Genomic DNA, 23,903 nt, shown 5'->3' on the forward strand with positions numbered 1-23,903 from the left:
AGAGGAGCTCGGGTGAAACAGGTTGTGCAGAACTACAAGAGCGGCGAACTGGCGCTGCTCGACGTGCCGGTGCCGGGGTGCAAGCCGGGCGGCGTGCTGGTGCGGAGCGCCTACTCGCTGATCTCCACCGGGACCGAGCTGATGAAGGTGTCGGAGGCCGGGATGTCGATGGTGGGCAAGGCCCGCTCCCGCCCCGACCAGGTGGCCAAGGTCATGCAGAGCGTGGCCACCAACGGGCTGCCCGCCACCTACCGCAAGGTCATGGGCAAGCTGGACTCCTACACCCCGCTGGGCTACTCGCTGTGCGGGGTGGTCGAGCAGGTCGGCGCCGGGATCGACGAGGTGAAGGCCGGGGACCTCGTGGCCTGCGCGGGCAACGAGCACGCGTTGCACGCCGAGCTGAACTGGGTGCCGAAGAACCTCTACGCGCCGGTGCCCGACGGTCTCGCGGCGCGGCACGCGGCCTTCGGCACCGTCGGAGCGATCGCGATGCAGGGTGTCCGGCGCGGCGAACCGCAGCTCGGCGACTCGGCGCTGGTCATCGGCCTCGGGCTGATCGGGCAGTTGGTGGTGCGGTTGCTGGCCGCCTCGGGAGTACGCGTCGTCGGGGCGGACCCCGACCCGGCGCGCTGCGAGCTGGCCGAGCGCGCGGGCGCGGCGGCCTGCGGCGATCCCGCGTCCGCCGCCGTGGAGGCCGCCGTCGCCGAGCTGACCGGCGGACACGGCGTCGACCAGGTGTATCTGGCCGCCGGCGGCGGCAGCAACCAGCCCGTCGAGCTGGCGGCACGGCTGAGCCGGGACCGGGGCCGGGTCGTGGACATCGGCAAGTGCCGTCTGGACCTGCCGTGGAACGCGTACTACGAGAAGGAGCTGGACGTCCGGTTCTCCCGTTCGTACGGCCCCGGGCGCTACGACCCGGAGTACGAACTGGAGGGGCGGGACTACCCGATCGGCTATGTGCGCTGGACGGAGCGCCGCAACCTGGCGTGCTTCCTCGACCTCTGCGCCCGGGGGCGCGTCGACGTGGAGCCCCTGGTCTCGCACATCGCCGACTTCGACGACGCCGTCGGGACGTACCAGCGGCTGAAGGACGGCGATCTGAAGGCCGTGGCCGTGCTGTTCCGGTATCCGGGGCCCGCTGAGCAGGCGGCGGAGGCCGAGGCTTCGACGGGGACGGAGGCGCCGACGGGAGCGGAAACGGAGGCGGAAGCGGAGGCCCCGGCGCAGACCAAGGCCCCGGCGGTGACCGTGCCCTCGGTGAAGCGGCCCGGCGGCGGTGCGTCCGCCCCGGCCGCCGCCCGGTCCGCCAAGGCGCCGGTGAAGCTGGCGTTCGTCGGCGCGGGCAACTACGCGACGTCGATGCTGCTGCCGCACCTCGCGCAGCGCGACGGCGTCGAGCTGTCCACGGTCGTCACCACCACGGCGCTGTCAGCGGCCAACGCGCAGCGCAAGTTCGGCTTCGCCGGGGCGACCACCGATCTCGACGCCGTGCTCGGCGACCCGTCCATCGACGCGGTGTTCGTGGTCACCCGGCACAGCACGCACGCCGAACTGACCCGGAGGGTGCTGCTGGCGGGCAAGGCGGTGTTCGTGGAGAAGCCCCTCGCGCTCACCGAGGACGAGCTGTCCGGCGTGCTCGCGGCGGTGGAGGAGTCCGGCAACGACCGGATACAGGTGGGCTTCAACCGCCGGTTCGCGCCGCTGCTGCAAGAGGCCAGGAAGCGGTTCGGCGCCCGGACAGGACCGGCGAGCGTCCGCTACCTGATCAACGCGGGCCGCCTTGAGCACGGGAGCTGGTACCTGCGGCAGGGCACCGAGGGCTCGCGGTTCGCGGGCGAGGGCGGGCACTTCATCGACACGGTGAGCTGGCTGCTCGGGGCCGACCCGGTCTCGGTGTACGCGGTCGCCACGTCCGGCAACGAGGGCAGCGGCGACGTCCAGACCGTGCTCCGCTACCCGGACGGGTCCACCGCCACCATCAGCTACGTCACCACCGGAGCGGCGGGCTTCCCCAAGGAGACGCTGGACCTCGCCGCCGACGGCAAGGTGCTGCGGCTCGACGACTTCACGCGTGCATCGGTGTACGGGCAGAAGAAGTGGGTCAGCTCGCGGCTGCCCAAGGCGCGGGACAAGGGCCAGGAAGCCGAGCTGGCCGCGTTCGTCAAGGCCGTCAGGTCCGGCAGGCCGATGCCGGTGCCGCTGGAGTCGCTGGCCGCCACCACCGCGGCCACCCTCGCCGTGCGGACCGCTCTGACCAGCGGCGTGCCCGTGACGTTGGAGAGAGCGCGATGAGCGTGAACGCGGGCTGGTACCTGCGGCGGCTCTCCCGGATGGGGCCGCGGGAGGTCGGCGGCCGGGTGGGCGACGCGGTGCGCAGACGGCGGTGGCGCTCGGCACCCCCTGAGTGCCCGGGCGTGTCCGGCGCCCGCTTCACGGCGGCGCTGCCCGCCGAGGCGCTCGCCGCGATACCACCGGACGCCGCGAAGCGTCTCGTCGCGGACGCTGACCGGCTGATGGACGGGCACGCCGAATACTTCGGCGTGCACCGCGACGATCTGGCGGACCCTGACTGGTGGTACGACCCGAAGACCGGGCGCCGGGCCACGCCGGGCTACGCCTTCGACGTGCCGTACCGCGACGAGGACGCGGTCGGGGACATCAAGCAGATCTGGGAGCCGTCCCGGCATCAGTACCTCACCGTGCTCGCTGTCGCCTACGCCATCACCGGCAACGACCGGTACGCCGAGCGGGTGGCCGCGCACCTGCGTTCGTGGTGGGCGGGCAACCCGCCGCTGCGCGGGGTGCACTGGATCAGCGGCATCGAGCTGGGCATCCGGCTGCTGTCGTGGGTGTGGATCCGGCGGCTGCTCGACAACTGGCCGGGCGCGGCAGGGCTGTTCGAGGACAACCCGGTGGCGCTGAACCAGATCTGGCACCACCAGCGCTGGCTGGCCGCCTTCCCCAGCCGGGGCTCGTCGGCGAACAACCACGTCATCGCCGAGGCCGCCGGGCAGTTCGCCGCCGCCTGCGCGTTCGGCTGGTTCCCCTCCTCCGCGCGCTGGCGGGCCGACGCGCTGCGGTCGCTGGAGCGGCATCTGCGGGGCAACACCTTCGCTTCGGGGCTCAACCGCGAGCTGGCGACCGAGTACCACGGTCTGGTGCTGGAGCTGGGCCTCGCCGCGGTGGCCGAGGCGGACGCCGCCGACGTGCCGGTCCCCGCTCCGGTCCGGCTGGTGCTGCTGCGGATGACCGACGCGCTCGCGGCCGTCGTGGACAGCCGGACGCGGCCACCGCGCCAGGGGGACGCGGACGACGGGCACGGTCTGATCGTCGACGGCGCGGGCACCGACCGCTGGGCCTCGCTGCTGGCCACCGGGGAAGCCGTGTTCGGCTCTCGCCCCTGGTGGCCGACGGTGACCGGCACCGATGTGCGCACCCCGCTGCTGGCCGCGCTCATCCGGCCGTACCCGAAGGACGGCAGCGCACCTGACGTGGCGCGTCCGGCGACCCGCCCGGCGCACTTCGCCGACGCGGGCATGACCATCCTGCGCGGTCCGGGGAAGACCGGGGAGATCTGGTGCCGCTGCGACGGCGGACCGCACGGCTTCCTGTCCATCGCCGCGCACGCCCACGCGGACGCGCTGTCCGTGGAGGTCCGGCACGACGGGGTCGACGTGCTCGCCGACCCGGGCACGTTCTGCTACCACGGGCAGCCCGAGTGGCGGCGGTACTTCCGGTCGACGCTCGGACACAACACCCTGCAACTGGACGGCGCCGACCAGTCCGTCTCCGGCGGCCCGTTCCTCTGGACCCGGCATGCCCGCAGCCGCGTCCTGACCGCGGACACCTCCGGCGCCGCCCCGGACACCCCCGGGACCGCGGACACCTCCGGCGCCTCCGGCAGGGGCGTGGCCCGCTGGTGCGCCGAGCACGACGGCTACGGGCGCTCCGTGCACCGTCGCCGGGTGGAGCTGACGGCCGCCGAGCAGGAGCTGAGGGTGACCGACGAGGTACGCGGCCCGCGCCGTGCCGTGCACCTGGCGTTCCACCTCGGCCCGGCGATCGCCGCTGACCTGGTGGGCAACTGGGCAGTGCTCACCTGGACGCGGGACGGCGAGGACCGCTTCGCGGTGCTCGACCTGCCAGGACAACTGAGCTGGCGGGCGCATCGCGGCGAGACCGATCCTCCGCTGGGCTGGTACTCCCCCGGCTTCGGACGCAAGGAACCCTCCACCACGCTCGTCGGCACCGGATTCACCGACGGCACCGCGTCGGCGGGGGAGTTCACCACCGTACTCAGGTTCCGGGGTTAGGAGGACGCGTGGGGATCGTGGGGATCAAGCGGCGGCACTCGACGTCGCCGGCGGCACCGCTGCCGACGGCGCCTCTGGCGTTGGCCCTGCTGGCGCTTGCCCTGCTGGCGACGGCGGGCTGTGTGAGCACACCGGACGCCCCGGCGGCGGAGCCGACCGCCGCGCCGTCCACGTCCGTGGCCCGGCCCGTGGCCCGGGTGTGCGACAAGCCCGCGAGCGGGCTCGCGACGGCACCGGCGGGCGCGGTGACCGTCGATCCCGCGAAGGTCGGTGACCTGGCGGCGAAGACGAAGAGCAACCCCCCGGGCACCACGTTCTGGCTCCGCCCCGGCAAGCACCGGCTCGATCCGGACCGCTACTCCCAGGTCGTCCCGAAGAAGGGGAACCGCTACCTCGGCGCGCCGGGCGCGGTGCTCGACGGCCGGAAGACCAACCAGTACGCGTTCGGCGGCGGCGCCCGCGACGTCACCATCCGCCATCTGACCGTGCAGGGCTTCGTCGCGCCGCAGAACGAGGGTGTGGTCAACCATGACTCGGCCGACGGGTGGGTGATCGAGCACGCGACGATCCAGAAGAACTCCGGTGCCGGTCTGATGGCCGGTGCCCGCCAGCGGGTGCGCGCGAGCTGCCTGCGCGACAACGGCCAGTACGGCATGAACGCGTACAAGGCCGACGGCGGGGTCAGTGATCTGGTCGTCGAGGGCAACGAGATCACGGGCAACAACACCGACGACTGGGAGCGGCGGCGCAAGGGCTGCGGCTGCACCGGTGGCATCAAGTTCTGGGCCGTCGACGGCGCCGACGTGCGCGGCAACTGGGTACACGACAACCGTGGAACCGGGCTGTGGGCGGACACCAACAACAACGACTTCCGCGTCGAGAACAACGTGATCGAGACCAACGACGGTGCGGCGCTGATCTACGAGACCAGCTACAACGCGGTCATCCGCAAGAACACCATCCGGCGGAACAACTGGGCCGAGGGCCGCAGATACGCCGACCGTGGCGACAACTTCCCGTTCGCGACCGTCTATCTGTCCGAGTCCGGCGGCGAGCCACGCATCTCCGCCCGCACCGACAAGATCGAGATCTACCAGAACGTGCTGGAGAACAACTGGAACGGCATCACCCTGTGGGAGAACGCCGACCGGTTCTGCAACAGCCCGGCCAACACCTCCTCCGGTGACTGCACGTTGCTGGTGCGGGAGGCAGACCGCTGCGAGCGGCCCGGGATCGCCACCGCGCCGCTCTACGCCGACTGCCGGTGGAAGACCCAGCGCGTGGACATCCACGGCAACCGCTTCGTGCTGGACACGTCCGTCGTCGAGTGCACGGAGCAGTGCGACCGCATGGCGGTGCTGGCCAACTACGGCACCTATCCGGACTGGTCGCCGTACAAGGGCGAGCGGGTGGCCGAGGCGATCACCCACAAGCAGCACAACCGCTGGCACGACAACGTCTACCTCGGACCGTGGAAGTTCGTCGCCCACGACCCGAGCAAGGTGCTCGACTCCGGGCAGTGGCAGGGCACGCCGTACGAGCAGGACGCGGGCAGCACCTTCCAGCCGCAGGCAGGTGGTTGAGATGGGTTCCGCCGACACGTCGAAGGCCACCGGCATACCGAGGACCGGGACACCGAAGGCCGTCGGGATCGTCTGGGGGCTGCTGATCCTCAACACCCTCGGCTCCGCCGGGGCGGTGACCATCATCCCGCTCCCCCGCTCCCTCATCCAGTTGGTCACCATGGGCGCGCTCGTCGCCGCGTTCGCGCTGGCGCTCGCGCTCAACCTCCCGCTGCGCATCCGGGCCAGTGCCTTCCTGTTCCTGCTGACCATGCTGCTGGTGCCGAGCGTGGTCTCCAGCGCACACCTGGAGTCCGGGTTCGGGGCGCTGTTCCGCTGCACCCGGCTGGCCCTCTTCGTCAGCACGCTGTGGCTGCTCAGCCGCTGGTGGGACGGCGGCCTGACGTTCGTCCGGCACCACATCCGGATGTACTTCGCGGTGCTCGGCTCGGTGGCCGCCGGCCTGCTCATCTCACCCGGCGCCGCCATGCCCGAGCTGTACGGCGGGCGGCTGGTCGGCGCGCTGTGGCCGCTCACCCCGCCGCAGATCGGACAGTACGCCGCGGTGATCATCGGGCTCGCCGTGCTGCTCGTACTGGGCCGCAGGACCGACAGGGCCAGTGCGGCGGTGGTCATCGTGCCCTCCCTCGTCCTGCTCGCGCTCACCCACACCCGCACAGCCACCCTCGGCCTGCTCATCGGGCTGGCGCTGGCGATCGGCTCGCTCGTCCTGACCAGCGCCGCCGCGCGCCGGTTCTTCACCTGGGCGGTGCTGATCGCGGCGGTGGCCGCGGTGGGGTTCGCCTCCCTGCTCCAGGACTGGTTCCTGCGCGGGCAGAGCCAGGAGAACCTCACCAGCCTGACAGGGCGGGCCAAGGTATGGGACGCCCTGCTGGCGGCGCCCCGGGCGGCCGGGGAGCAGTTGTTCGGCGTGGGCCTGGGCGACAAGTCGTTCGGCGGGCTGCCGATCGACAACAGCTGGCTGGCCGTCTACCACGAACAGGGCCTGACCGGCGTCACGCTCGTGGCGGCCGTCTTCCTCGTGCTCGGCGGTGTCGCGCTGCTGCGGCCGCCGTCGCTGTCGAGGGCCTGCGCGATCTTCCTGATCAGCTACTGCGCGATCGCGTCGTACACCGAGGCAGGTCTCGGCGACGCCTCGCCGTACCTGCTGCATCTGGCCCTGGCCGCCTCGCTGTTGGCGGCGCCCGCCGCGCCTGCCCCGGCCACGACCCTCCCGAAGCCCGCAGTCCCACGACGACGTGTCCCGCGATGGGCCCAGAGATCAGAGGTTCCTTGAGCATGCACATTCTCGTGGTGCACAACCGCTACGCCTCGGCGCAGCCGAGCGGGGAGAACAAGGTCGTCGACCAGGAGGTGGCGCTGCTGCGCGCGGCAGGCCACCGGGTCGAGATGTTCGAGCGGCGCAGCGACGACATCGCGGCGCGGAACCTGCTGAGCAAGGCCGCGATTCCGCTGCTGGTGCCGTGGAATCCGGCGGTCCGCAAGGAACTCGCCGCCCTGCTCCGCGCCTCGCGCCCCGACGTGGTGCACGTCCACAACGTCTTCCCGCTCCTGTCGCCCGCGGTGCTCGCCGCCTGCGCCGACGCGGGGGTGCCCGCCGTCGCGACGCTCCACAACTACACGCAGGTCTGCCCGCCCGGCACGCTGCAACGGGACGGTCGCCCGTGCACCGACTGCGTCGGCTCCGCGCCGCTCGCACCGCTGCCCGCCGTCCGGCACGGCTGCTACCGCGGCTCCCGACTGGCGACGGTGCCGCTCGCGGTCAGCCTGTCGGCCAACCGGCGGCTGTGGTGGTCGGGGGTGGAGCGGTTCCTGTGCATCTCCGCCGCGCAGCGCGACGTCCTGGTGCGGTCCGGCATGCCGCCCGAGCGGCTGGTGGTGAAGCACAACTTCGTGCCGGAGCCGGGCGCACGCCGGACGGGCGACGGCGAGCATCTGCTCTACCTCGGCCGTCTCGCCGAGGCCAAGGGTGTGCGGCTGCTCATGGCCGCGTGGGACGAGATCACGGCGGGCGGCGGTGTGGGCGTGCCGCTCGTGATCGCCGGTACGGGGCCGCTGGAGCGGGAGGTGACCGAGTGGGCGGCGGGCCGGGACGACGTGCGGTACGTCGGCCTGTACGACGCGGCGCAGAGCCGGGAGGCCATCGCGCGGTCGGTCGCCGTGGTGGCCCCCTCGACGTGGCTGGAGGCGTTCGGCCTGGTGGTCGTGGAGGCGATGGCGGCCGGGGTCCCGGCCGTCGCCGCCGGTCACGGTGCCTTCGTCGAACTCGTCGAGGACGGGGTGACCGGGCTGCTGCACGAGCCGGGCGAGCCCGCCTCGCTCGCGGCGCACATACGCCGGGCGGCGGCCGATCCGGGCCGCAACCGGGAGATGGGCCGGGCGGCCCGGCGCCGGTACGAGCTGGGGTTCAGCCCGGCCGTCGGCCTGGAGCGCCTGGTGGAGGAGTACCGCACCGCGATCGCGGGTCGGTCCGGCGGCGGGGACGGCCCGCCGCCGACGGGAAACGAAAGCGCTGACTCGCGGCGGGGGGCCCGCGCGAGCAGGGGGGATGGGGACATCAGATGACACGATGCCGACTCTGCGGCTCGGAAGCGATGGCGAGCGTCGTCGATCTCGGGGCGACACCGCCGTGCGAGAGCTTCCTCGCCGCTGACCAACTCGACCAGCCGGAACCGGCGTACCCGCTGCATCTGCGGGTCTGCACGGAGTGCTGGCTGGCGCAGATACCGCCGCTGATCACGCCGGAGGACACGTTCAAGGAGTACGCGTACTTCTCCTCGTACTCGACCTCGTGGGTGGAGCACGCGCGCACGTTCGTCGACGAAGCGGCGGCGCGGGTGGGGCTCGAAACCAAGGGGCAGGACGCCTTCGTCGTCGAGGTCGCGAGCAACGACGGGTATCTGCTGAAGCATGTGGTGGACCGGGGGATCCGCTGCCTCGGCATCGAGCCGTCGGTGAACGTCGGCGCAGCCGCGCGCGAGGCGGGTGTGCCCACGCTCACGGAGTTCCTGAGCCAGGACACCGGCTCGGCCGTCCGCGCCGAACACGGCCCGGCGGACCTCGTCGTGGCCAACAACGTGTACGCGCACATCCCCGACGTGGTCGGGTTCACCCAGGGTCTGCGCGCGCTGGTCGCCGACGACGGCTGGGTCTCCATCGAGGTCCAGCACCTGCTGACACTGATCGAGGAGAACCAGTACGACACGATCTACCACGAGCACTTCCAGTACTACACCGTCGCGTCCGCGATCCGGGCGCTGGCGAGCGGCGGGCTCGCGCTCGTGGACGTCGAGCTGCTGCCCACGCACGGCGGCTCCATCCGGCTGTGGGCCCGGCCCGCAGAGGTGGCCGGTGAGCCGGGCCGACGGGTGGCCGAGGTGCTGGACAGGGAGAAGGCCGCCGGGCTCCAGGAACTGTCCGGGTACACCGAGTTCTCGACGCGGGTGGCCAAGGTGCGCCGGGACCTTCTGCGGTTCCTCATCGAGGCCGCCGAGCGCGGTGAGACGGTCGTCGGCTACGGCGCCCCCGGCAAGGGCAACACCCTGCTCAACCACTGCGGCATCCGGCCCGACCTGCTCGCGTACACGGTCGACCGCAACCCGTACAAGCACGGCAGGTTCACCCCGGGCACCCGCATCCCGATCCTGCCGCCCGAGCGGATCGCCGCCGACAAGCCGGACTACGTGCTCGTCCTGCCGTGGAACCTGCGGGAGGAGCTGATCGAGCAGCTTTCCTTCGTGCACGACTGGGGCGGACGGCTGGTCTTCCCCGTCCCCGAACTGAGCATCGTCGAGGCCACGTCTTTGGAAGAGGGCACAGAATGAAGGTCGTACTGTTCTGCGGCGGCTACGGGATGCGGATGCGCAGCGGTGCCGCCGACGACGTGCCCAAGCCGATGGCGATGGTCGGCCCACGACCGCTGATCTGGCACGTCATGCGCTACTACGCGCACTACGGGCACACCGAGTTCATCCTGTGCCTCGGCTACGGTGCACACCACATCAAGGACTTCTTCCTCAACTACGAGGAGACGACGTCCAACGACTTCGTGCTGCGCGGCGGGCGCACCGAGCTGCTCTCCACCGACATCTCGGACTGGACGATCACCTTCGTGCAGACCGGCGTCGAGTCGCCGATCGGTGAGCGGCTGCGCAGGGTGCGGCACCATCTGGACGGCGACGAGATGTTCCTCGCCAACTACGCCGACGTGCTCACCGACGCCCCGCTGCCCCAGATGGTCGAGAACTTCGCCCGGCGCGACGCGGGTGCGTCGATGATGGTGGTGCCGCCGCAGTCCTCGTTCCACTGCGTGGACCTGGGCGAGGACGGCCTGGTGGGAGGCATCACCGCGGTGAGCGAACTGCCGCTGTGGGAGAACGGCGGCTACTTCGTGCTCCGTCAGGAGGTCTTCGACCACATACCGGAGGGCGGGGACCTGGTCGCCGACGGATGCGCCCAACTCGCCAAGCGGGGGCGGCTGGTGGCGCATCAGCACCGAGGCTTCTGGAAGCCGACCGACACCGTGAAGGAGCGGGCCGCGCTCGACGACGCCTACACCCGGGGCGACCGCCCGTGGGCCGTGTGGGAGCGGGCCGCCGGTGGCAAGGCCGGTGGCAAGGAAGCAGCGGGGGTGCGGGCGTGATCCCGCTCGGGAGCGCGCGCCTGGACCGGGTCGCCGCGATGGGCGCGCACTGCGACGACATCGCCATCGGCGCCGGGGGCACGCTGCTCGCGATGTGCCTCGCACGCCCCGGCATCCGCGTCGACGCGCTGGTGCTCTCCGGCGGTGGCGGCGAGCGGGAGCAGGAGGAGCGGGCCGCGCTCGCCGCCTTCTGCCCCGGCGCCGATCTGCGGCTGACGGTCCTCAAGCTGCCGGACGGCCGCATGCCCGCGCACTGGGAGGAGGCCAAGGCCGCCGTCGAGGAGCTGCGCGAGCGCACAGAGCCCGATCTGGTGCTGGCCCCGCGCACCGACGACGCGCACCAGGACCACCGCGGCCTGGCGCGACTGGTGCCCACCGCGTTCCGCGACCACCTCGTGCTCGGCTACGAGATCGTCAAGTGGGACGGCGATCTCGGCCGGATGGCGGCGTACCAGCCGCTGTCGCCGGAGGTCGCCGAACAGAAGGTGCGGCTGTTGCAGGAGCACTACCCCTCGCAGCGGCACAGGCCCTGGTACGACCGGGAGGCATTCCTCGGGCTCGCCCGCATCCGCGGGATCGAATGCCACGCGCGCTACGCCGAGGCGTTCGCCGTCACCAAACTCACTCTCGACCTGGGGGACTGAACCTTGCGCGTACTGCTGACCGGACACCAGGGCTACCTTGGCACCGTGATGGCCCCGGTCCTCACGGCCGCCGGACACGAGGTCGTCGGCCTCGACTCCGGCCTGTTCGCCGACTGTGTGCTGGGCCCCATACCCGAGGAACCCCAGGGCCACCGGGTGGACCTGCGCGATGTCACGGCCGAGCACGTGGCCGGGGTGGACGCCGTGATCCACCTGGCCGCGCTCTCCAACGACCCGCTGGGCTCGCTGGCCCCCCAGCTCACCTATGACATCAACCATCACGCCTCCGTGCGCCTGGCCCGGCTGGCCCGCGACGCCGGGGTGCGGCGCTTCCTGTACGCGTCGACGTGCTCGGTCTACGGCGCCGCGGGCGGGGACGAGCTGGTGACCGAGGAGGCACCGCTGCGCCCTGTGACCCCGTACGCGGAGTCCAAAGTGCGGGTGGAGGACGATCTGCACGCGCTGGCCGACGGCGACTTCAGCCCCGTGTTCATGCGCAACGCCACCGCCTTCGGCTACTCGCCCCGGCTGCGCGCCGACATCGTGCTGAACAACCTGGTGGGCCACGCCCTCCTGTCCGGCGAGGTGCTGGTGCTCTCCGACGGCACGCCCTGGCGCCCGCTGGTGCACGCCGCCGACATCGCACGTGCCTTCACGGCGGCGCTGACCGCGCCGCGTGAAGCGGTGCACGACCAGGCGTTCAACATCGGCAGCGAGGTCAACAACGTCACCGTCGCCGAGATCGCCGAGCAGGTCGCCGCAGCGGTGACCGGCTCGAAGGTGAACATCACCGGGGAGACGGGCGCCGATCCGCGCTCGTACCGGGTGGACTTCTCCCGGTTCCGCGCCGCCGCCGACGGCTTCGACTGCGAGTGGACGGTGAAGCAGGGCGCGCTCGAACTCGCCGACGCCTACCGCGAACACGGCCTGACCCGGGAGGACTTCGAGCAGCGCTTCACCCGGCTGGCCGTGCTGCGCGCGGCGTCGGACACCGGTGCCGTCGACGACACCCTGCGGTGGCGACGGTGACCACGGCGGGCGAGGAGATGTACGCACTGGTGGAGCGGCTGTACCCGCTCTGCCGGAGCATCACGGGGGACGGTGTGCGCGCCACCCTGGAGATCGTCGGCGAGTACGTTCCGCTGCGGACGCACGAGGTGCCGACGGGGACCCAGGTGCTCGACTGGACGGTGCCGCAGGAGTGGAACATCCGGGACGCGTACATCGCCGACGCCTCGGGCAACCGCGTCGTCGACTTCGCCGCGTCCAGCCTGCACGTGCTCGGCTACAGCGTCCCGGTGGCGCGGACCATGCCGCTGGCCGAGCTGCGCGCACACCTGCACACCCTGCCGGAGCACCCGTCCTGGGTGCCGTACCGCACCAGCTACTACAAGCCGGACTGGGGGTTCTGCCTGGCCCAGGAGACGTTGGACGCGCTGCCGGACGGCGAGTACGAGGTCCGTATCGACTCCACACTCGCGGACGGCCACCTCACCTACGCCGAGCACGTCGTCCCCGGGCAGGTCCCCGACGAGGTGATCGTCTCCTGCCATGTGTGCCACCCGTCGCTCGCCAACGACAACCTGGCGGGCATCGCGGTGGCGGCGTTCCTGGCCCGGGCGCTGGCTGAGCGGACGCCGTACTACACCTACCGGTTCATCTTCGCGCCCGGCACCATCGGCGCCATTACGTGGCTGGCCCGCAACAGGGAGCGGATCGGCCAGGTCAAGCACGGCCTCGTGCTGGCCTGCGCGGGCGACCCCGGCCAACTGACGTACAAGCGGAGCAGGCGCGGCGACGCGGACATCGACCGGGTGCTGCGGCATGTGCTGGCCGCCTCCGAACGGCCGCACCACATCGCCGAGTTCACCCCGTACGGCTACGACGAGCGGCAGTTCTGCTCGCCGGGCTTCGACCTTGGCGTGGGCTCGCTCAGCAGGACCCCGTACGCCCGCTACCCGGAGTACCACACGTCGGCGGACAACCTGGACTTCGTCTCCCCGGAGGCGATGGCGGACACGCTCGCCGTCTGCCGCGAGGCGTTCGCCGTGCTGGACCGCAACCGGCGGTACGTCAACCTCAGCCCTTACGGCGAGCCGCAGTTGGGCCGACGCGGGCTGTACGACGCGCTCGGCGGACGCAGCGACGCGAAGCAGACCGAGATGGCCATGCTCTGGGTGCTCAGCCTCTCCGAGGGCGAGCACAGTCTGCTGGACATCGCCGAGCGGGCCGGGCTGCCCTTCGACACCGTCGCCGCCGCGGCCGAGGCGCTGCACGGCGCCGGGCTGATCAAGGCATGACGCCCATGACCGCCCAGGAGGAGAAGACGACGCCGAAGGCGGGGGCCGCGAAGCGCGCCATGGTCGGGCGGCTGTCCTGGGGACTGGCCGACCAGGCGGCCTCCAGCCTGACCAACTTCGCGGTGGGCATCTACGTGGCACGCTCGCTCGGGCTGGCCGCTTTCGGTGTGTTCAGCCTGGCCTGGGTGACCTACGGCGTGGTGCTCAACGTCTCCCGAGGGCTGGCCACCGACCCGCTCATGGTGCGTTTCAGCGGGGTGCCGGACGCGTCCTGGCGCGCGGCGGTGGCCCGCGCCTCGGGCACCGCGCTCGGTGTGGGCGCGGCGCTCGGCGGGGCGTGTCTGGTGGCCGGGCTGGCCCTCGGCGGCCGGGTGGGGCCCGCGTTCGCCTGCCTCGGCGTCGTGCTGCCGGCGCTGCTGTTGCAGGACGCCTGGCGGTTCGCGTTCTTCGCCGCGGGCACCGGGCGCAAGGCGTTCGTCAACGACATGGTGTGGGGCGTCGCGCTCGTCCCGGCCATGGTGGTGGCGACCCACGTGGGCAGCGTGCCCGCCTTCGTGCTCGCGTGGGGCGGGTCCGCGGCGGTGGCCGCCGCGTACGGCTGCCTCCAGTCCGGCATCTGGCCCCGGCTGACCGGAGCGCGCGCGTGGCTCCGCGAGCACCGCGACCTCGGCTACCGGTATCTGGTCGAGAACGTCAGCAACAGCGGCGCGAGCCAGCTCCGGGCATACGGGCTCGGCGCGATCGTCGGGGTCGGCGCGGTGGGTGTGATCCGGGGCGCCGAGCTGCTGCTCGGACCGTTCCTCGCGCTGCTGATGGGGCTCTCGCTGGTCACCGTCGCGGAGGCGGCACGGGTGCTGCGGCGGGCCCCGCACCGGCTCGGCGTGTTCTGCCTCGTGCTGGGCGGCGGGCAGGCCGCCGCCGCGCTGCTGTGGGGCGGGGCGCTGCTGCTGGTGCCGGGGCGGGCCGGTGAGCTGGTGCTCGGCGACGTCTGGCACTCCGCCGCGCAGCTCATCGTGCCGGTCACGCTCGGCGTCGCGGGCGCGGGGCTCGGCACCGGCGCTGCGGCCGGGCTGCGCGCGCTCGGCGCGGCCAGGCGCAGTCTGCGCAGCCAACTGTTCGCCTCCGTCTGCTACGTCGTCGGCGGGCTCGGCGGCGCCGTCATGGCCGGTACGGCCGGTTCGGCGTGGGGCGTCGCCGCCGCGACCGGCTGCGGCTCGGCGGTGTGGTGGCTGCACCTGCGCTCTGCGCTGCGCGAGCGCCGCCCCCTGAACCCCATTCCCGAAGTGAGGACCACATGACAGCGCAACCCCGGCTGAGCATCGGCCTGCCCGTGTACAACGGCGAGGAGTATCTCGCCGAGGCTCTCGAAGCGCTGCTCGGCCAGACCTACGAGGACTTCGAGCTGGTCATCTCCGACAACGCCTCGACCGACAAGACCCAGGACATCTGCCGCGAGTACGCCGCGCGTGACCCGCGCATCCGGTACCTCCGGCTGCCCCGGAACATCGGCGCGGCACCGAACCACAACTACGTGTTCACCCAGTGCCGCGGCGAGCTGTTCAAGTGGGCCTCGCACGACGACCTGTACGCCCGGGACCTGCTGCGGCGCTGCGTGGAGGCGCTCGACGAACGCCCCGACGTGGTCCTCGCGCACAGCGGCCAGGCGGTCATCGACGGCGAAGGCAAGGTGAAGGTCCCGTACGAGTACACGCTCGCCACCGACTCGCCGAGGGCGCCCGAGCGGTTCCGCAGCATGCTGTTCGAGCCCGGAGGCGACGACTTCTACGGGGTGCTGCGGGCCGACGTGCTGCGCCGCGTGAAGCCGCACGACAGCTACCACCACGCGGACCGCACGTTCGTCGCCGAGATCGCCCTGCACGGGCCCTTCCACCAGGTGCCGGAGCTGCTGTACTTCCGCCGCGACCACCCGACCCGCGCCGAACGCGCCAACCCGTCGAAGCGCTCCCGGTGCGTCAACCTGGACCCGCGCCGCGCGGGCGTGCTGCACCCGACGCCGCGGCTGCTCGCCGAGTACGTCTGGGGCTTCGTCTCGGCGATCCGGCGGGCGCCGCTGTCCGCGGCCGACCGGCGCGCCTGCTACGGCCATCTGGCCGCGTGGATGGCCAGCCGGGCCCGGCCCGGCGCGGGCGAGCGGGTCGAGGACCGGGTCCCGGCAGGGCAGGGCGGAGAGGGCGCACAGTCCGTCTCCGTGGACGCGCTCGTCGCCGGGCGCGAGGGGCGGCGGGCATGACGCCGGCGCGCGTAACCCCGGTGCGTGTCGGGGTGTTCGGCCTGCTCGGCTCCGGCAACCTCGGCAACGACGGGTCGCTCGAAGCCGTGCTCGGGTATCTCCGCGCCGAGCACCCGGAGGCGGTCGTGGACGCGCTGTGCGGCGGGCCCGAGACCGTCGCGGCCCGCTACGGGATCCCCGCGACGCGGCTGCACTGGTACCGGGGCGAGTACCGGACCGCGTCACGTGCGGGCGCGGTCGCGGGCAAGGGCCTGGGCAAACTCGTCGACGCCTTCCGCACCGCCGCCTGGGTGCGCCGTCACGATGTGGTGATCGTGCCGGGCATGGGTGTTCTGGAGGCCACACTGCCGCTGCGCCCCTGGGGTTTCCCTTACGCGCTGTTCCTGCTGTGCGCGAGCGGGCGGCTGCTGCGCACCCGGGTCGCGCTGGTCAGCGTCGGCGCGGCGCCGATCGGCAACCGGCTGACGCGGGCGCTGGTGCGCCGGTCGGCGCGGCTGGCCACGTACCGGTCGTACCGGGACGCCCTGTCCCGTGACGCGATGCGGGCGATGGGTGTGGACACATCGCGCGACGGGGTCTACCCGGACCTGGCGTTCGCCCTGCCGACACCGCCGACGCCACCGCCGCCTGCGGGGGCGTCCTCGGGCACGGGCACGGTCTGCGTCGGCGTCATGGCCTTCCACGGCGGCGACGACGACCGCGCGCGGGCCGAGGAGATCCACCGGCGCTATCTCGACGGGACGACCCGGTTCGTCCGCGCGCTGGCCGAGGACGGCAGGCGGGTCCGGCTGCTCACCGGTGACGAGTGCGACGCGCCGGTGGCCGACGCGATCCTCGACGCGGTGGACTCGCCGCTGGTCACCGCGGCCGAGGCGGCCTCACTGGCCGACCTCATGAGGGAGACGGCGGCCGCCGACACCGTGGTGGCGACCCGCTACCACAACCTGGTCTGCGCGCTGAAGGCGGGCACACCGACGCTCGCACTCAGCTACGCGGCGAAGAGCGACACGCTCATGGACCGGATGGGCCTCGGCGCCTACTGCCACCCGGCCCGCGAGACCGACACCGACCGGCTGCTGGAGCAGTTCCGTGAACTGGAGCGGCGGTCGGCTGAGCTGCGGCGCACCCTCGCCGAGCGGAACCTGGACGCGGCGCGCCAACTCCGGGACCAGTTCACCGAATTGACCGATGCCGTGTTCCCGACGGCGTTCCCGACGACCGGCCACGCGCGAGCCCACGTACGGCAGGAGACACCATGAAAGCGACCGAAGTCCCGGAGATCGCGGGCGCGTACCTCTTCGAGCCGACACCGTACGCCGACGAACGCGGCTTCTTCTGCCGCACCTTCGACACCGACGTGATCCGCTCGGTGGGCCTGGACCCGTACGCGTTCGTCCAGGACAGTGTGTCCCGCTCGGCCCGGGGTGTGCTGCGCGGCCTGCATCTGCGTTCCGGCGCGGGTGAGGCGAAGCTGGTGCGGTGCTCGTACGGGAGGATCTTCGACGTCGTCGTGGACCTGCGCCCTGACTCGCCGACGTACCTGGCCCGTGCCTTCTTCGAGCTGTCCGACGAGACACAGGTGACCCTCTATATACCGGCGGGGTGCGCGCACGGATTCCAGGCGCTGACCGGGACCGCTGACACCTCGTACCGGATCGACCGCCCGCACGATCCCGCCGAGGACGTGACGATCGCCTTCGACGACCCGGAGCTGGCCATACCCTGGCCGCTGCCCGCCACGTCGATGTCCCAGCGGGACCGGGAGGCGCCGAGCCTCGCCGAGGTCCTGAAGCAGAAGGAAGGATGACCCCGGCGTGACCACACAAGACGCGGAAGAGTTCGACCTACCCCGGTCGCGGGCGGCGAACGAGAAGCTGCACGCCATGATCCCCGGGGGCGCGCACACCTACGCCAAGGGCGACGACCAGTACCCCGAGAACCTGGCCCCGGTCATCAGCCACGGCCACGGTGCCCATGTGTGGGACGTCGACGGCAACCGCTACATCGAATACGGGTCAGGGCTGCGGTCGGTCAGCCTCGGCCACGCCCACCCCCGTGTGACCGAGGCGGTGCGCCGGGAGATCGACCGGGGCAGCAACTTCGTCCGGCCGTCCATCGTGGAGGCCGAGGCCGCGGAACGCTTCCTGGCCACGGTGCCGACCGCCGAGATGGTGAAGTTCGCGAAGAACGGCTCCGACGCCACCACCGCGGCGGTGCGCCTCGCCCGCGCCGTCACCGGGCGCCCGAGGGTGGCCGTCTGCGGCGACCACCCGTTCTTCTCCGTCGACGACTGGTTCATCGGCACCACGCCGATGTCCGCCGGAATTCCGGCGGCCACCAACGAGCTGACCGTGGCGTTCCCGTACGGGGACCTGGCCTCGACGGAGGAGCTGCTCACCCGGTACCGGGGCGAGGTCGCCTGCCTGATCCTCGAAGCCGCCGCACACACCGAGCCCCCGCCCGGGTACCTCGCGGGGCTGCGCGAGCTGGCCGACCGGCACGGCTGTGTGCTGGTCTTCGATGAGATGATCACCGGCTTCCGCTGGTCCGAGGCGGGCGCCCAGGGCCTGTACGGCGTCGTCCCCGACCTGTCCACGTTCGGCAAGGCGCTGGGCAACGGGTTCGCCGTCTCCGCGCTGGCCGGGCGCCGCGAGCTGATGGAGTGGGGCGGGCTGCGGCACTCAGGCGAGCGGGTGTTCCTGCTGTCCACCACGCACGGTGCGGAGACGCACTCGCTGGCAGCGGCGATGGCCGTGCAGGCCGCCTACGTCGAGGAGGGTGTCACCGCGCGGCTGCACACCCTCGGCGAGCGGCTGGCCGCCGGTGTCCGCGACGCCGCGGCGAGCATGGGTGTCGGCGACCATGTCGTGGTACGGGGCAGGGCCAGCAACCTGGTCTTCGCCACCCTCGACGAGGACGGACGGCCGTCGCAGCGGTACCGCACCCTGTTCCTGCGCCGTCTCCTCACGGGCGGGGTGCTGGCCCCGTCGTTCGTGGTGAGCGCCGCGCTCAGCGACGAGGACATCGACCACACCGTCGATGTGGTGGCCCAGGCATGTGCGGTGTACCGGAAGGCACTGGACGCGACCGACCCCTCCCCCTGGCTGGGCGGGCGGCCGGTCAAGCCCGTGTTCCGCCGCTTGGTGTGAGGTGACATGAGGTGCGGTGAGGTGCTGCGGCGTGACGTGATGTGACGCAGCGTCAGCGGTGCTGTCGCCGACCAGCTCCGGCCACCCCGTCGAACAGCCGGTCGGCCACCTCGTCGACCAGCCACGCGGTCGCCGGTATCACCGCCAGCGCGGTGCACCAGCCGCCGAGCACGTCGGTCGGATAGTGCGCCCCCAGCCCGACCTGCGCCCAGCCCATGGCCGCGCCGACGACCAGCGCGGCGGCGAGTACGAGCAGCGTGCCGCCCGTCCTGCCGAGGCCGAGCCGGTTCGTCGCGAGCAGCGCCACCACGAGGGCGAGCGCGGTGACGAACGCGGTGTGCCCGCTCGGGTAGGACAGATGGCCGTCGTGGATGGTGCGTCCCACCACGGGCTTGAGCAGCGTCGCCACCCCCACGGTCAGCGTGGCGCCCACGACGACGAGCACCGCAGCGCGAGGACACCGCAGCAGCAGGCAGCCCGCGACGGCGGCAACCGCTAGCGCCGCCGCTCCCACCGGCTCCCCCAGGAAGTCCGTTGCCAGCGCGACGTCCCGCCACGGCGGCCCCACGCCCCCCACCTCCGGCGCGACCCACGTGTCCGCCGTTCCGGGCTCGCTGTGACCCGCGTACAGCACCCCGAGCACGACGACCACCAGCGCGGCCAGGGCCGCGATCAGCCCGAGCCACGCGCGCAGCGGCGGGGGCAGCACGGGAGTATCCGTCATTCGCGGCGGCAAAATGCCCTCCTAGTGGGTGTCGTCGGCGCCCCGTCCGGGCGCCAGGGCCAGCGTGTCCGCCACCGTCGCACACGCCAGCCGTGCCACGCCGCGCAGTTCCCTCTCCGGCACACCGGCCCGGCTGAGTACGGCCAGGGACTGGTTGACGCCGACGACATACAGGGCGAGTTCGTCCAGCAGGCGGGGCCCGACCATCGCACCGTCCAGTGCCCCGCGCACCCGTGCGCGCTGGGCTTCCACCAGAGCGCGCACATGCGCGCCGTTCTCCTCGTTGAGAGCCGGTGCCTGTGCGGCGGACTGGACCATGAGGCAGCCGTCCGGCACCGCCGGATCGGCGATCCGGGCCAGGGTCACGTCGAAGAACGCCTCCACGGCGCGCACGGGGTTCCCGGCGTGTGCCGCGAACGCCTCCTCCTGGTGGGCGCCGTAGATCGAGACGTACCGGTCGAGGCACTGCCGGAAGAGGGCGTCCTTGTTGCCGAAGGTGCCGTACAGCGAGCCGCGCCCGAGGCCGGTGGCGGAGCCCAGCGCGTCGAGCGAGGCACCCTCGTACCCCTGCTGCCAGAACACGCGCATGGCCTGGTCCAGGGCAGCCGTGACGTCGAACTGCTTCCGGCCGGACATACCGTCCACCTCTCCTCGCGGGGTTCCGCTCCGAGCCTACCCAATGCTGGACCGTTCGGTCCAACTATGTTTGACTAACCGTTCCAAGATGATGGGCGTCGCGCCCGCCGTCCCGTTCCAGCGAAAGCGACCGATGATGACCCCCCTTCCCGCCGAACCGCTCACCGCCGAAGGCCCCGGCTCCGTCTCCCGCGCGCCACACCTCCCGGACGGCTTCGCCCGCACCTTCACCAGCCGCTACGTCGACACCGGCGAGGTCCGCCTGCATGCCGTCACCGGCGGCGCGGGACCGGCGCTGCTGCTCCTGTCCGGGTGGCCCCAGACCTGGTACGCCTGGCGTCTGCTGATGCCGGCCCTCGCCCGTGACTTCCAGGTCGTCGCGCTCGACGCACGCGGAGTCGGCCTGTCCGACAAGCCACTGGAGGGCTACGACACCGGCACCCTCGCGCACGACGCGGCGGCCGTGATGACGGCACTCGGACACGACCGCTTCCACGTCGCCGGACACGACGTGGGCACGTGGGTCGGCTACGCGCTGGCCGCCGACCACACCGACCGCGTCGACCGCCTCGCCGTCGCCGAAGCCCTCATACCGGGGCTCACCCCGCCACCGCCCCTGTTCGGCGGCGCCACGGCCAACGACAGCCTGTGGCACTTCGCGTTCAACCGGCTCCCCGAACTCAACGAACAACTCGTCCAGGGCCGCGAACACCTCTTCTTCGGCGGCCAGTTCGCGACGAAGGCGGCCACACCACTGCCCGACCACGCCGTCCGGCACTACATCGACACCCTCACCGGGGACCCCGACGCCCTCCGCGCGAGCTTCGCTCCCTACCGCGCCCTCGACACCACCACCGCCCAGAACCAGCGCCGCATGACCCGGCGCCTGCGACTGCCCGTCCTGGCCATCGGAGGAGCGGCGAACCTGGGCGAGCGCGTCGGCGCGACGATGCGCCTGGCCGCGGACGACGTCGAGAGCGTCTCCCTCCCCAGCGGGCACTACCCGGCGGAGGAGGCCCCCGACGAGACGCTGACCACATTGACGGCCTTCCTGACCCGCCAGCACATGTGACACCGTCCTGGCCCTGGCCCTGGCCCTGACGGACAAGCGCCCACCGCAGGGGCCGGGCACCACGTCGTAGGGCGACAGGGCCGGGTAAGCGTCACACGGCGCGCGCCTTCGCGGTCCTCCAGCCCGCCGGGCCCGCAGGCCGCCGCCGGGAGGAAGAGCGGTCACCGGTGTGCGGCGGCGAGTTGGGTGATCACCCCCGTGGTCTTTCCGATCAGTGCGGAGGCGATGCGGCGGTCGACGCCGGGGATGCGGGAGAGCTTCATCATGACGTGGCGGGCGCGCAGCTGGAGCGGGGAGGAAGGCAGGAACCAGTGGGCTCCGCTCCGGGCAATGCGCTGTTTCTCCTCCACCACGGGGCGCCACATACGCTCGTACGCCTCCAGGCCCTGGGCGAGGGTGTCGCTGCGGGTGAGGTGCTCGCCCAGGACGTAGGCGCCGGCGATGCCGAGGGAGGCGCCCTGCCCGGCGAGCAGGGAGACCGCGTGGCAGGCGTCGCCGACCAGGACCGTGCGGCCGTGGCTCCATTGGGGCACCGAGGTCTGGGCGACGTGGTCGTAGTAGATCTCCTCGTGCGGCGGGCAGTTGGCCAGGGCGCGGGGGACGGCCCATTCCAGGGAGCCGTATGCGTGCCGCAGGCCCTCGCGTGCGTCGCGGGGCAGGGTGGTCTCCCGCGTGCGGTGTACGGCGAAGGCGGCCACACGTCCGTCGCGCAGACCGTAGAAGCCCATCTGCCGGCCGATGGTGTCGGTGAGGCAGAAACCGCCCCGCACCCGGGCGTGCAGCTCCGGGTCCCGGAAGGTGAACGCGGCGGTGTGGAAGCCCAGATGGCGCAGATAGCGCTCCTCGGGCCCGAAGGCCAGATCGCGCACCGTGGAGTGGATACCGTCGGCGCCCACCAGGAGATCCGACCGCAGTACGGTGCCGTCGCTCAGCTCCACCTGTACGCCCTCGCCGGTCTCGGCGAGGGCGACGGGCCCGGTGCCGAAGCGCAACTCCACACTGTCGGGAAGCTGTTCGCGCAGGGCCTGCTCAAGGTCGGGGCGCATGACGCTGAGCATCCTGCCGCCCGCGACCTTCGCGAACTGGCCGTAGCTCAGCCCGGCGCGGCGCCGCCCCGTCGCGTCGAGGAAGTCGGCCTCCTCGACGCGGTAGCCGCGCTCCTGGATCCGCGGCAGCAGGCCCATCGCCTCCACCGCGTCGTAGCCGGGGCCAAAGAAGTCGATCATGTAGCCCTGGGTGCGGGGTCCCGGCGCCTTCTCCAGAACGGTCACCTCCCAGCCCAGGGCGTCGAGACGGTGTGCGAGGGCGAGTCCGGTGATCCCGGCCCCGCATATCACGGCCTTCATGCGCGGTGCCTTCCTTCTGCTGTCGAGTGCTGCATTCCGGGCGGCTCCCCGGCCGAGGAGTGGAGGGTGCGGGCGAGGACGGGCAGAACGTCCTCGGCGGTGAGGCCGGGGCGCAGGGCGCGGTGCAGCATCAGCCCGTCGAGCGCGGCGAGCAGCACCGTCGATGTCCGTTCGGCGGCGGGGATGCCGTGCCCGGCGAGCCACCGCGCCAGCGGCGCGTCGGCCTCGCCCATGACCTCGCCGATCGTGCGGCGCAGCACCTCGTCACGGGTGGCGGCCAGATACACCTCGACGAACAGCAGCGAGGTGGGGTCCTCGGGCGCGTAGCGGAACAGCGAGCTGACGATCAGCTCCAGCCCCTCCTCGGGTGTCCCTGCGTCGTCGAGCAGGGTGGTCAGCTCGCCCGTCAGCGCGCGCATCACCCCGACCGCCGCCTCCCTCAACAGGGCTTGGAGTGAATCGAAGTGGTAGTGCACCAGCCCGGGGCCCACCCCGGCGCGGGCGGCCACCGTGCGGGTGCTGACCGCGCCCCAGCCGCGCTCGGCGATCAGCCCGGCCGCGGCCTCCAGCAGCCGTCGGCGCACCTCCTGGCTCGTACGGGGCGCGGCGGGCGGTGTCATGTCGGCTCCTTGTCGCATGGTGTTTTTGTCGCATGGTGTTTGGGCGATCGTATTGGACGACTGCCCAAACAGTAGCGCGCCGCCCCTCCTTCGCACAGGGGCCGGGGAGCGGTACGTGTCGCGTGGGAACCGTTCCGGAAGACTCTTTGGATTCGTACAACCCATCGAGCCGGTGGGGTGTCTCCTCTGTACCGACCCCGTGGTGATCAAGGGTGGCCACTCGCAGGACGTCTCCCGTCGCTCCGGGGTCTCCCCGTCCGACCGAGGGCTGTTCCCGCCTCTTCCGCACAGCCGGGCGCGGGGGGCGGCCCCGCACCTGGAGCGAAAGGCACCATGCACCAACTCTCTCGCACGGCCTCTGTCCTCGTCGCGGCCCTCGCCGCCGGGCTGCTCACCGCGCTGCCCGCCCACGCCGCACCCACCGCCGCTCCCCGAGGGCTCAGTGATGTGAACGGTGACGGCTACGGCGATCTCGTCACCGCCTCGGAAGCCGCCGTCTCCGGCGTCGCCCGCGCCGGTGCGATCGTCGTGAACACCGGCTCCTCCAGCGGGATCGCGGCCGGGCGGTCCCGGATCGTCACGCAGGACTCCGCCGGTGTGCCCGGAGCCGCGGAGGAGGGGGA

General features: G+C 72.3%; 20 protein-coding genes and 1 pseudogene. 17 read left to right on the forward strand and 4 right to left on the reverse strand.

The window, feature by feature from the left end; genetic code table 11:
- Positions 1 to 12: 12 nt before the first annotated feature.
- Genes ACWGJ2_RS24095 through ACWGJ2_RS24165 form a run of 15 tightly spaced genes read left to right on the forward strand, consistent with a single transcriptional unit; the run spans position 13 to position 18,882 of the window.
- Positions 13 to 2,292, forward strand: coding sequence for a bi-domain-containing oxidoreductase (locus tag ACWGJ2_RS24095; protein ID WP_453348264.1), 2,280 nt, complete (start codon positions 13 to 15; stop codon positions 2,290 to 2,292).
- Positions 2,289 to 4,313, forward strand: a complete 2,025-nt coding sequence (locus tag ACWGJ2_RS24100) for an alginate lyase family protein (RefSeq protein ID WP_453348265.1) — start codon at positions 2,289 to 2,291, stop codon at positions 4,311 to 4,313. The genes ACWGJ2_RS24095 and ACWGJ2_RS24100 overlap by 4 nt, the downstream gene beginning before the upstream one ends.
- A gap of 17 nt (positions 4,314 to 4,330) precedes the next feature.
- Positions 4,331 to 5,896, forward strand: coding sequence for a right-handed parallel beta-helix repeat-containing protein (locus ACWGJ2_RS24105; RefSeq protein ID WP_453348289.1), 1,566 nt, complete (start codon positions 4,331 to 4,333; stop codon positions 5,894 to 5,896).
- 1 nt (position 5,897) lies between these two features.
- A complete protein-coding gene (locus ACWGJ2_RS24110; RefSeq protein WP_453348266.1) occupies positions 5,898 to 7,172 on the forward strand; it encodes an O-antigen ligase domain-containing protein in 1,275 nt (424 codons plus the stop codon).
- Between the two features lie 2 nt (positions 7,173 to 7,174).
- Positions 7,175 to 8,461, forward strand: a complete 1,287-nt coding sequence (locus tag ACWGJ2_RS24115) for a glycosyltransferase (RefSeq protein ID WP_453348267.1) — start codon at positions 7,175 to 7,177, stop codon at positions 8,459 to 8,461.
- Entirely contained in the window at positions 8,458 to 9,720 is a 1,263-nt protein-coding gene (locus ACWGJ2_RS24120) for a methyltransferase domain-containing protein (protein WP_453348268.1), read from the forward strand. Before ACWGJ2_RS24115 ends, ACWGJ2_RS24120 begins: the two co-directional genes overlap by 4 nt.
- Complete coding sequence (locus ACWGJ2_RS24125; RefSeq protein ID WP_453348269.1) at positions 9,717 to 10,538, forward strand: glucose-1-phosphate cytidylyltransferase; 822 nt, start codon at positions 9,717 to 9,719, stop codon at positions 10,536 to 10,538. Before ACWGJ2_RS24120 ends, ACWGJ2_RS24125 begins: the two co-directional genes overlap by 4 nt.
- A complete protein-coding gene (locus ACWGJ2_RS24130; RefSeq protein ID WP_453348270.1) occupies positions 10,535 to 11,182 on the forward strand; it encodes a PIG-L deacetylase family protein in 648 nt (215 codons plus the stop codon). The genes ACWGJ2_RS24125 and ACWGJ2_RS24130 overlap by 4 nt, the downstream gene beginning before the upstream one ends.
- A gap of 3 nt (positions 11,183 to 11,185) precedes the next feature.
- Positions 11,186 to 12,211, forward strand: coding sequence for an NAD-dependent epimerase/dehydratase family protein (locus ACWGJ2_RS24135; protein ID WP_453348271.1), 1,026 nt, complete (start codon positions 11,186 to 11,188; stop codon positions 12,209 to 12,211).
- Complete coding sequence (locus ACWGJ2_RS24140; RefSeq protein ID WP_453348272.1) at positions 12,199 to 13,482, forward strand: DUF4910 domain-containing protein; 1,284 nt, start codon at positions 12,199 to 12,201, stop codon at positions 13,480 to 13,482. The genes ACWGJ2_RS24135 and ACWGJ2_RS24140 overlap by 13 nt, the downstream gene beginning before the upstream one ends.
- A complete protein-coding gene (locus ACWGJ2_RS24145; RefSeq protein ID WP_453348273.1) occupies positions 13,479 to 14,780 on the forward strand; it encodes a hypothetical protein in 1,302 nt (433 codons plus the stop codon). The genes ACWGJ2_RS24140 and ACWGJ2_RS24145 overlap by 4 nt, the downstream gene beginning before the upstream one ends.
- The gene (locus ACWGJ2_RS24150; RefSeq protein ID WP_453348274.1) at positions 14,777 to 15,733 is read left to right on the forward strand and encodes a glycosyltransferase family 2 protein; all 957 of its coding nucleotides are present in this window, start codon (positions 14,777 to 14,779) and stop codon (positions 15,731 to 15,733) included. Before ACWGJ2_RS24145 ends, ACWGJ2_RS24150 begins: the two co-directional genes overlap by 4 nt.
- Positions 15,730 to 16,992, forward strand: a complete 1,263-nt coding sequence (locus tag ACWGJ2_RS24155; protein ID WP_453348275.1) for a polysaccharide pyruvyl transferase family protein — start codon at positions 15,730 to 15,732, stop codon at positions 16,990 to 16,992. The genes ACWGJ2_RS24150 and ACWGJ2_RS24155 overlap by 4 nt, the downstream gene beginning before the upstream one ends.
- Positions 16,989 to 17,540 (forward strand): dTDP-4-dehydrorhamnose 3,5-epimerase, encoded by a 552-nt coding sequence (gene rfbC, locus ACWGJ2_RS24160; protein ID WP_453348276.1) that lies wholly within the window; start codon positions 16,989 to 16,991, stop codon positions 17,538 to 17,540. The genes ACWGJ2_RS24155 and rfbC overlap by 4 nt, the downstream gene beginning before the upstream one ends.
- A 7-nt stretch (positions 17,541 to 17,547) precedes the next feature.
- Complete coding sequence (locus tag ACWGJ2_RS24165; protein WP_453348277.1) at positions 17,548 to 18,882, forward strand: glutamate-1-semialdehyde 2,1-aminomutase; 1,335 nt, start codon at positions 17,548 to 17,550, stop codon at positions 18,880 to 18,882.
- A 52-nt stretch (positions 18,883 to 18,934) separates the two neighbouring features.
- Here ACWGJ2_RS24165 and ACWGJ2_RS24170 read toward each other — a convergent pair whose 3' ends face one another.
- Both ACWGJ2_RS24170 and ACWGJ2_RS24175 read right to left on the reverse strand, forming a co-directional pair.
- The gene (locus ACWGJ2_RS24170) at positions 18,935 to 19,606 is read right to left on the reverse strand and encodes a phosphatase PAP2 family protein (RefSeq protein ID WP_453348278.1); all 672 of its coding nucleotides are present in this window, start codon (positions 19,604 to 19,606) and stop codon (positions 18,935 to 18,937) included.
- A gap of 21 nt (positions 19,607 to 19,627) precedes the next feature.
- Positions 19,628 to 20,242, reverse strand: coding sequence for a TetR/AcrR family transcriptional regulator (locus tag ACWGJ2_RS24175; RefSeq protein WP_453348279.1), 615 nt, complete (start codon positions 20,240 to 20,242; stop codon positions 19,628 to 19,630).
- Between the two features lie 133 nt (positions 20,243 to 20,375).
- On the opposite strand from ACWGJ2_RS24175, the gene ACWGJ2_RS24180 reads away from it, so the two are divergent.
- Positions 20,376 to 21,314 carry an alpha/beta fold hydrolase gene (locus ACWGJ2_RS24180; RefSeq protein ID WP_453348280.1) on the forward strand — a complete coding sequence of 313 codons (939 nt, stop codon included), beginning with the start codon at positions 20,376 to 20,378 and terminating at the stop codon, positions 21,312 to 21,314.
- 161 nt (positions 21,315 to 21,475) lie between these two features.
- Here the strand turns inward: ACWGJ2_RS24180 and ACWGJ2_RS24185 are convergent, their stop codons facing one another.
- Together ACWGJ2_RS24185 and ACWGJ2_RS24190 are read right to left on the reverse strand one after the other, a co-directional pair.
- Positions 21,476 to 22,660: an FAD-dependent oxidoreductase gene (locus ACWGJ2_RS24185; protein ID WP_453348281.1), complete on the reverse strand. Its 1,185-nt coding sequence runs from the start codon at positions 22,658 to 22,660 to the stop codon at positions 21,476 to 21,478.
- Positions 22,657 to 23,280: a TetR/AcrR family transcriptional regulator gene (locus ACWGJ2_RS24190; RefSeq protein WP_453348282.1), complete on the reverse strand. Its 624-nt coding sequence runs from the start codon at positions 23,278 to 23,280 to the stop codon at positions 22,657 to 22,659. Before ACWGJ2_RS24190 ends, ACWGJ2_RS24185 begins: the two co-directional genes overlap by 4 nt.
- Before the next feature lie 333 nt (positions 23,281 to 23,613).
- On the opposite strand from ACWGJ2_RS24190, the pseudogene ACWGJ2_RS24195 reads away from it, so the two are divergent.
- Positions 23,614 to 23,903: pseudogene (locus ACWGJ2_RS24195) on the forward strand (FG-GAP-like repeat-containing protein); the annotation flags it as partial.

The sequence above is a fragment of the Streptomyces sp. NPDC054796 genome (genome assembly GCF_053611545.1).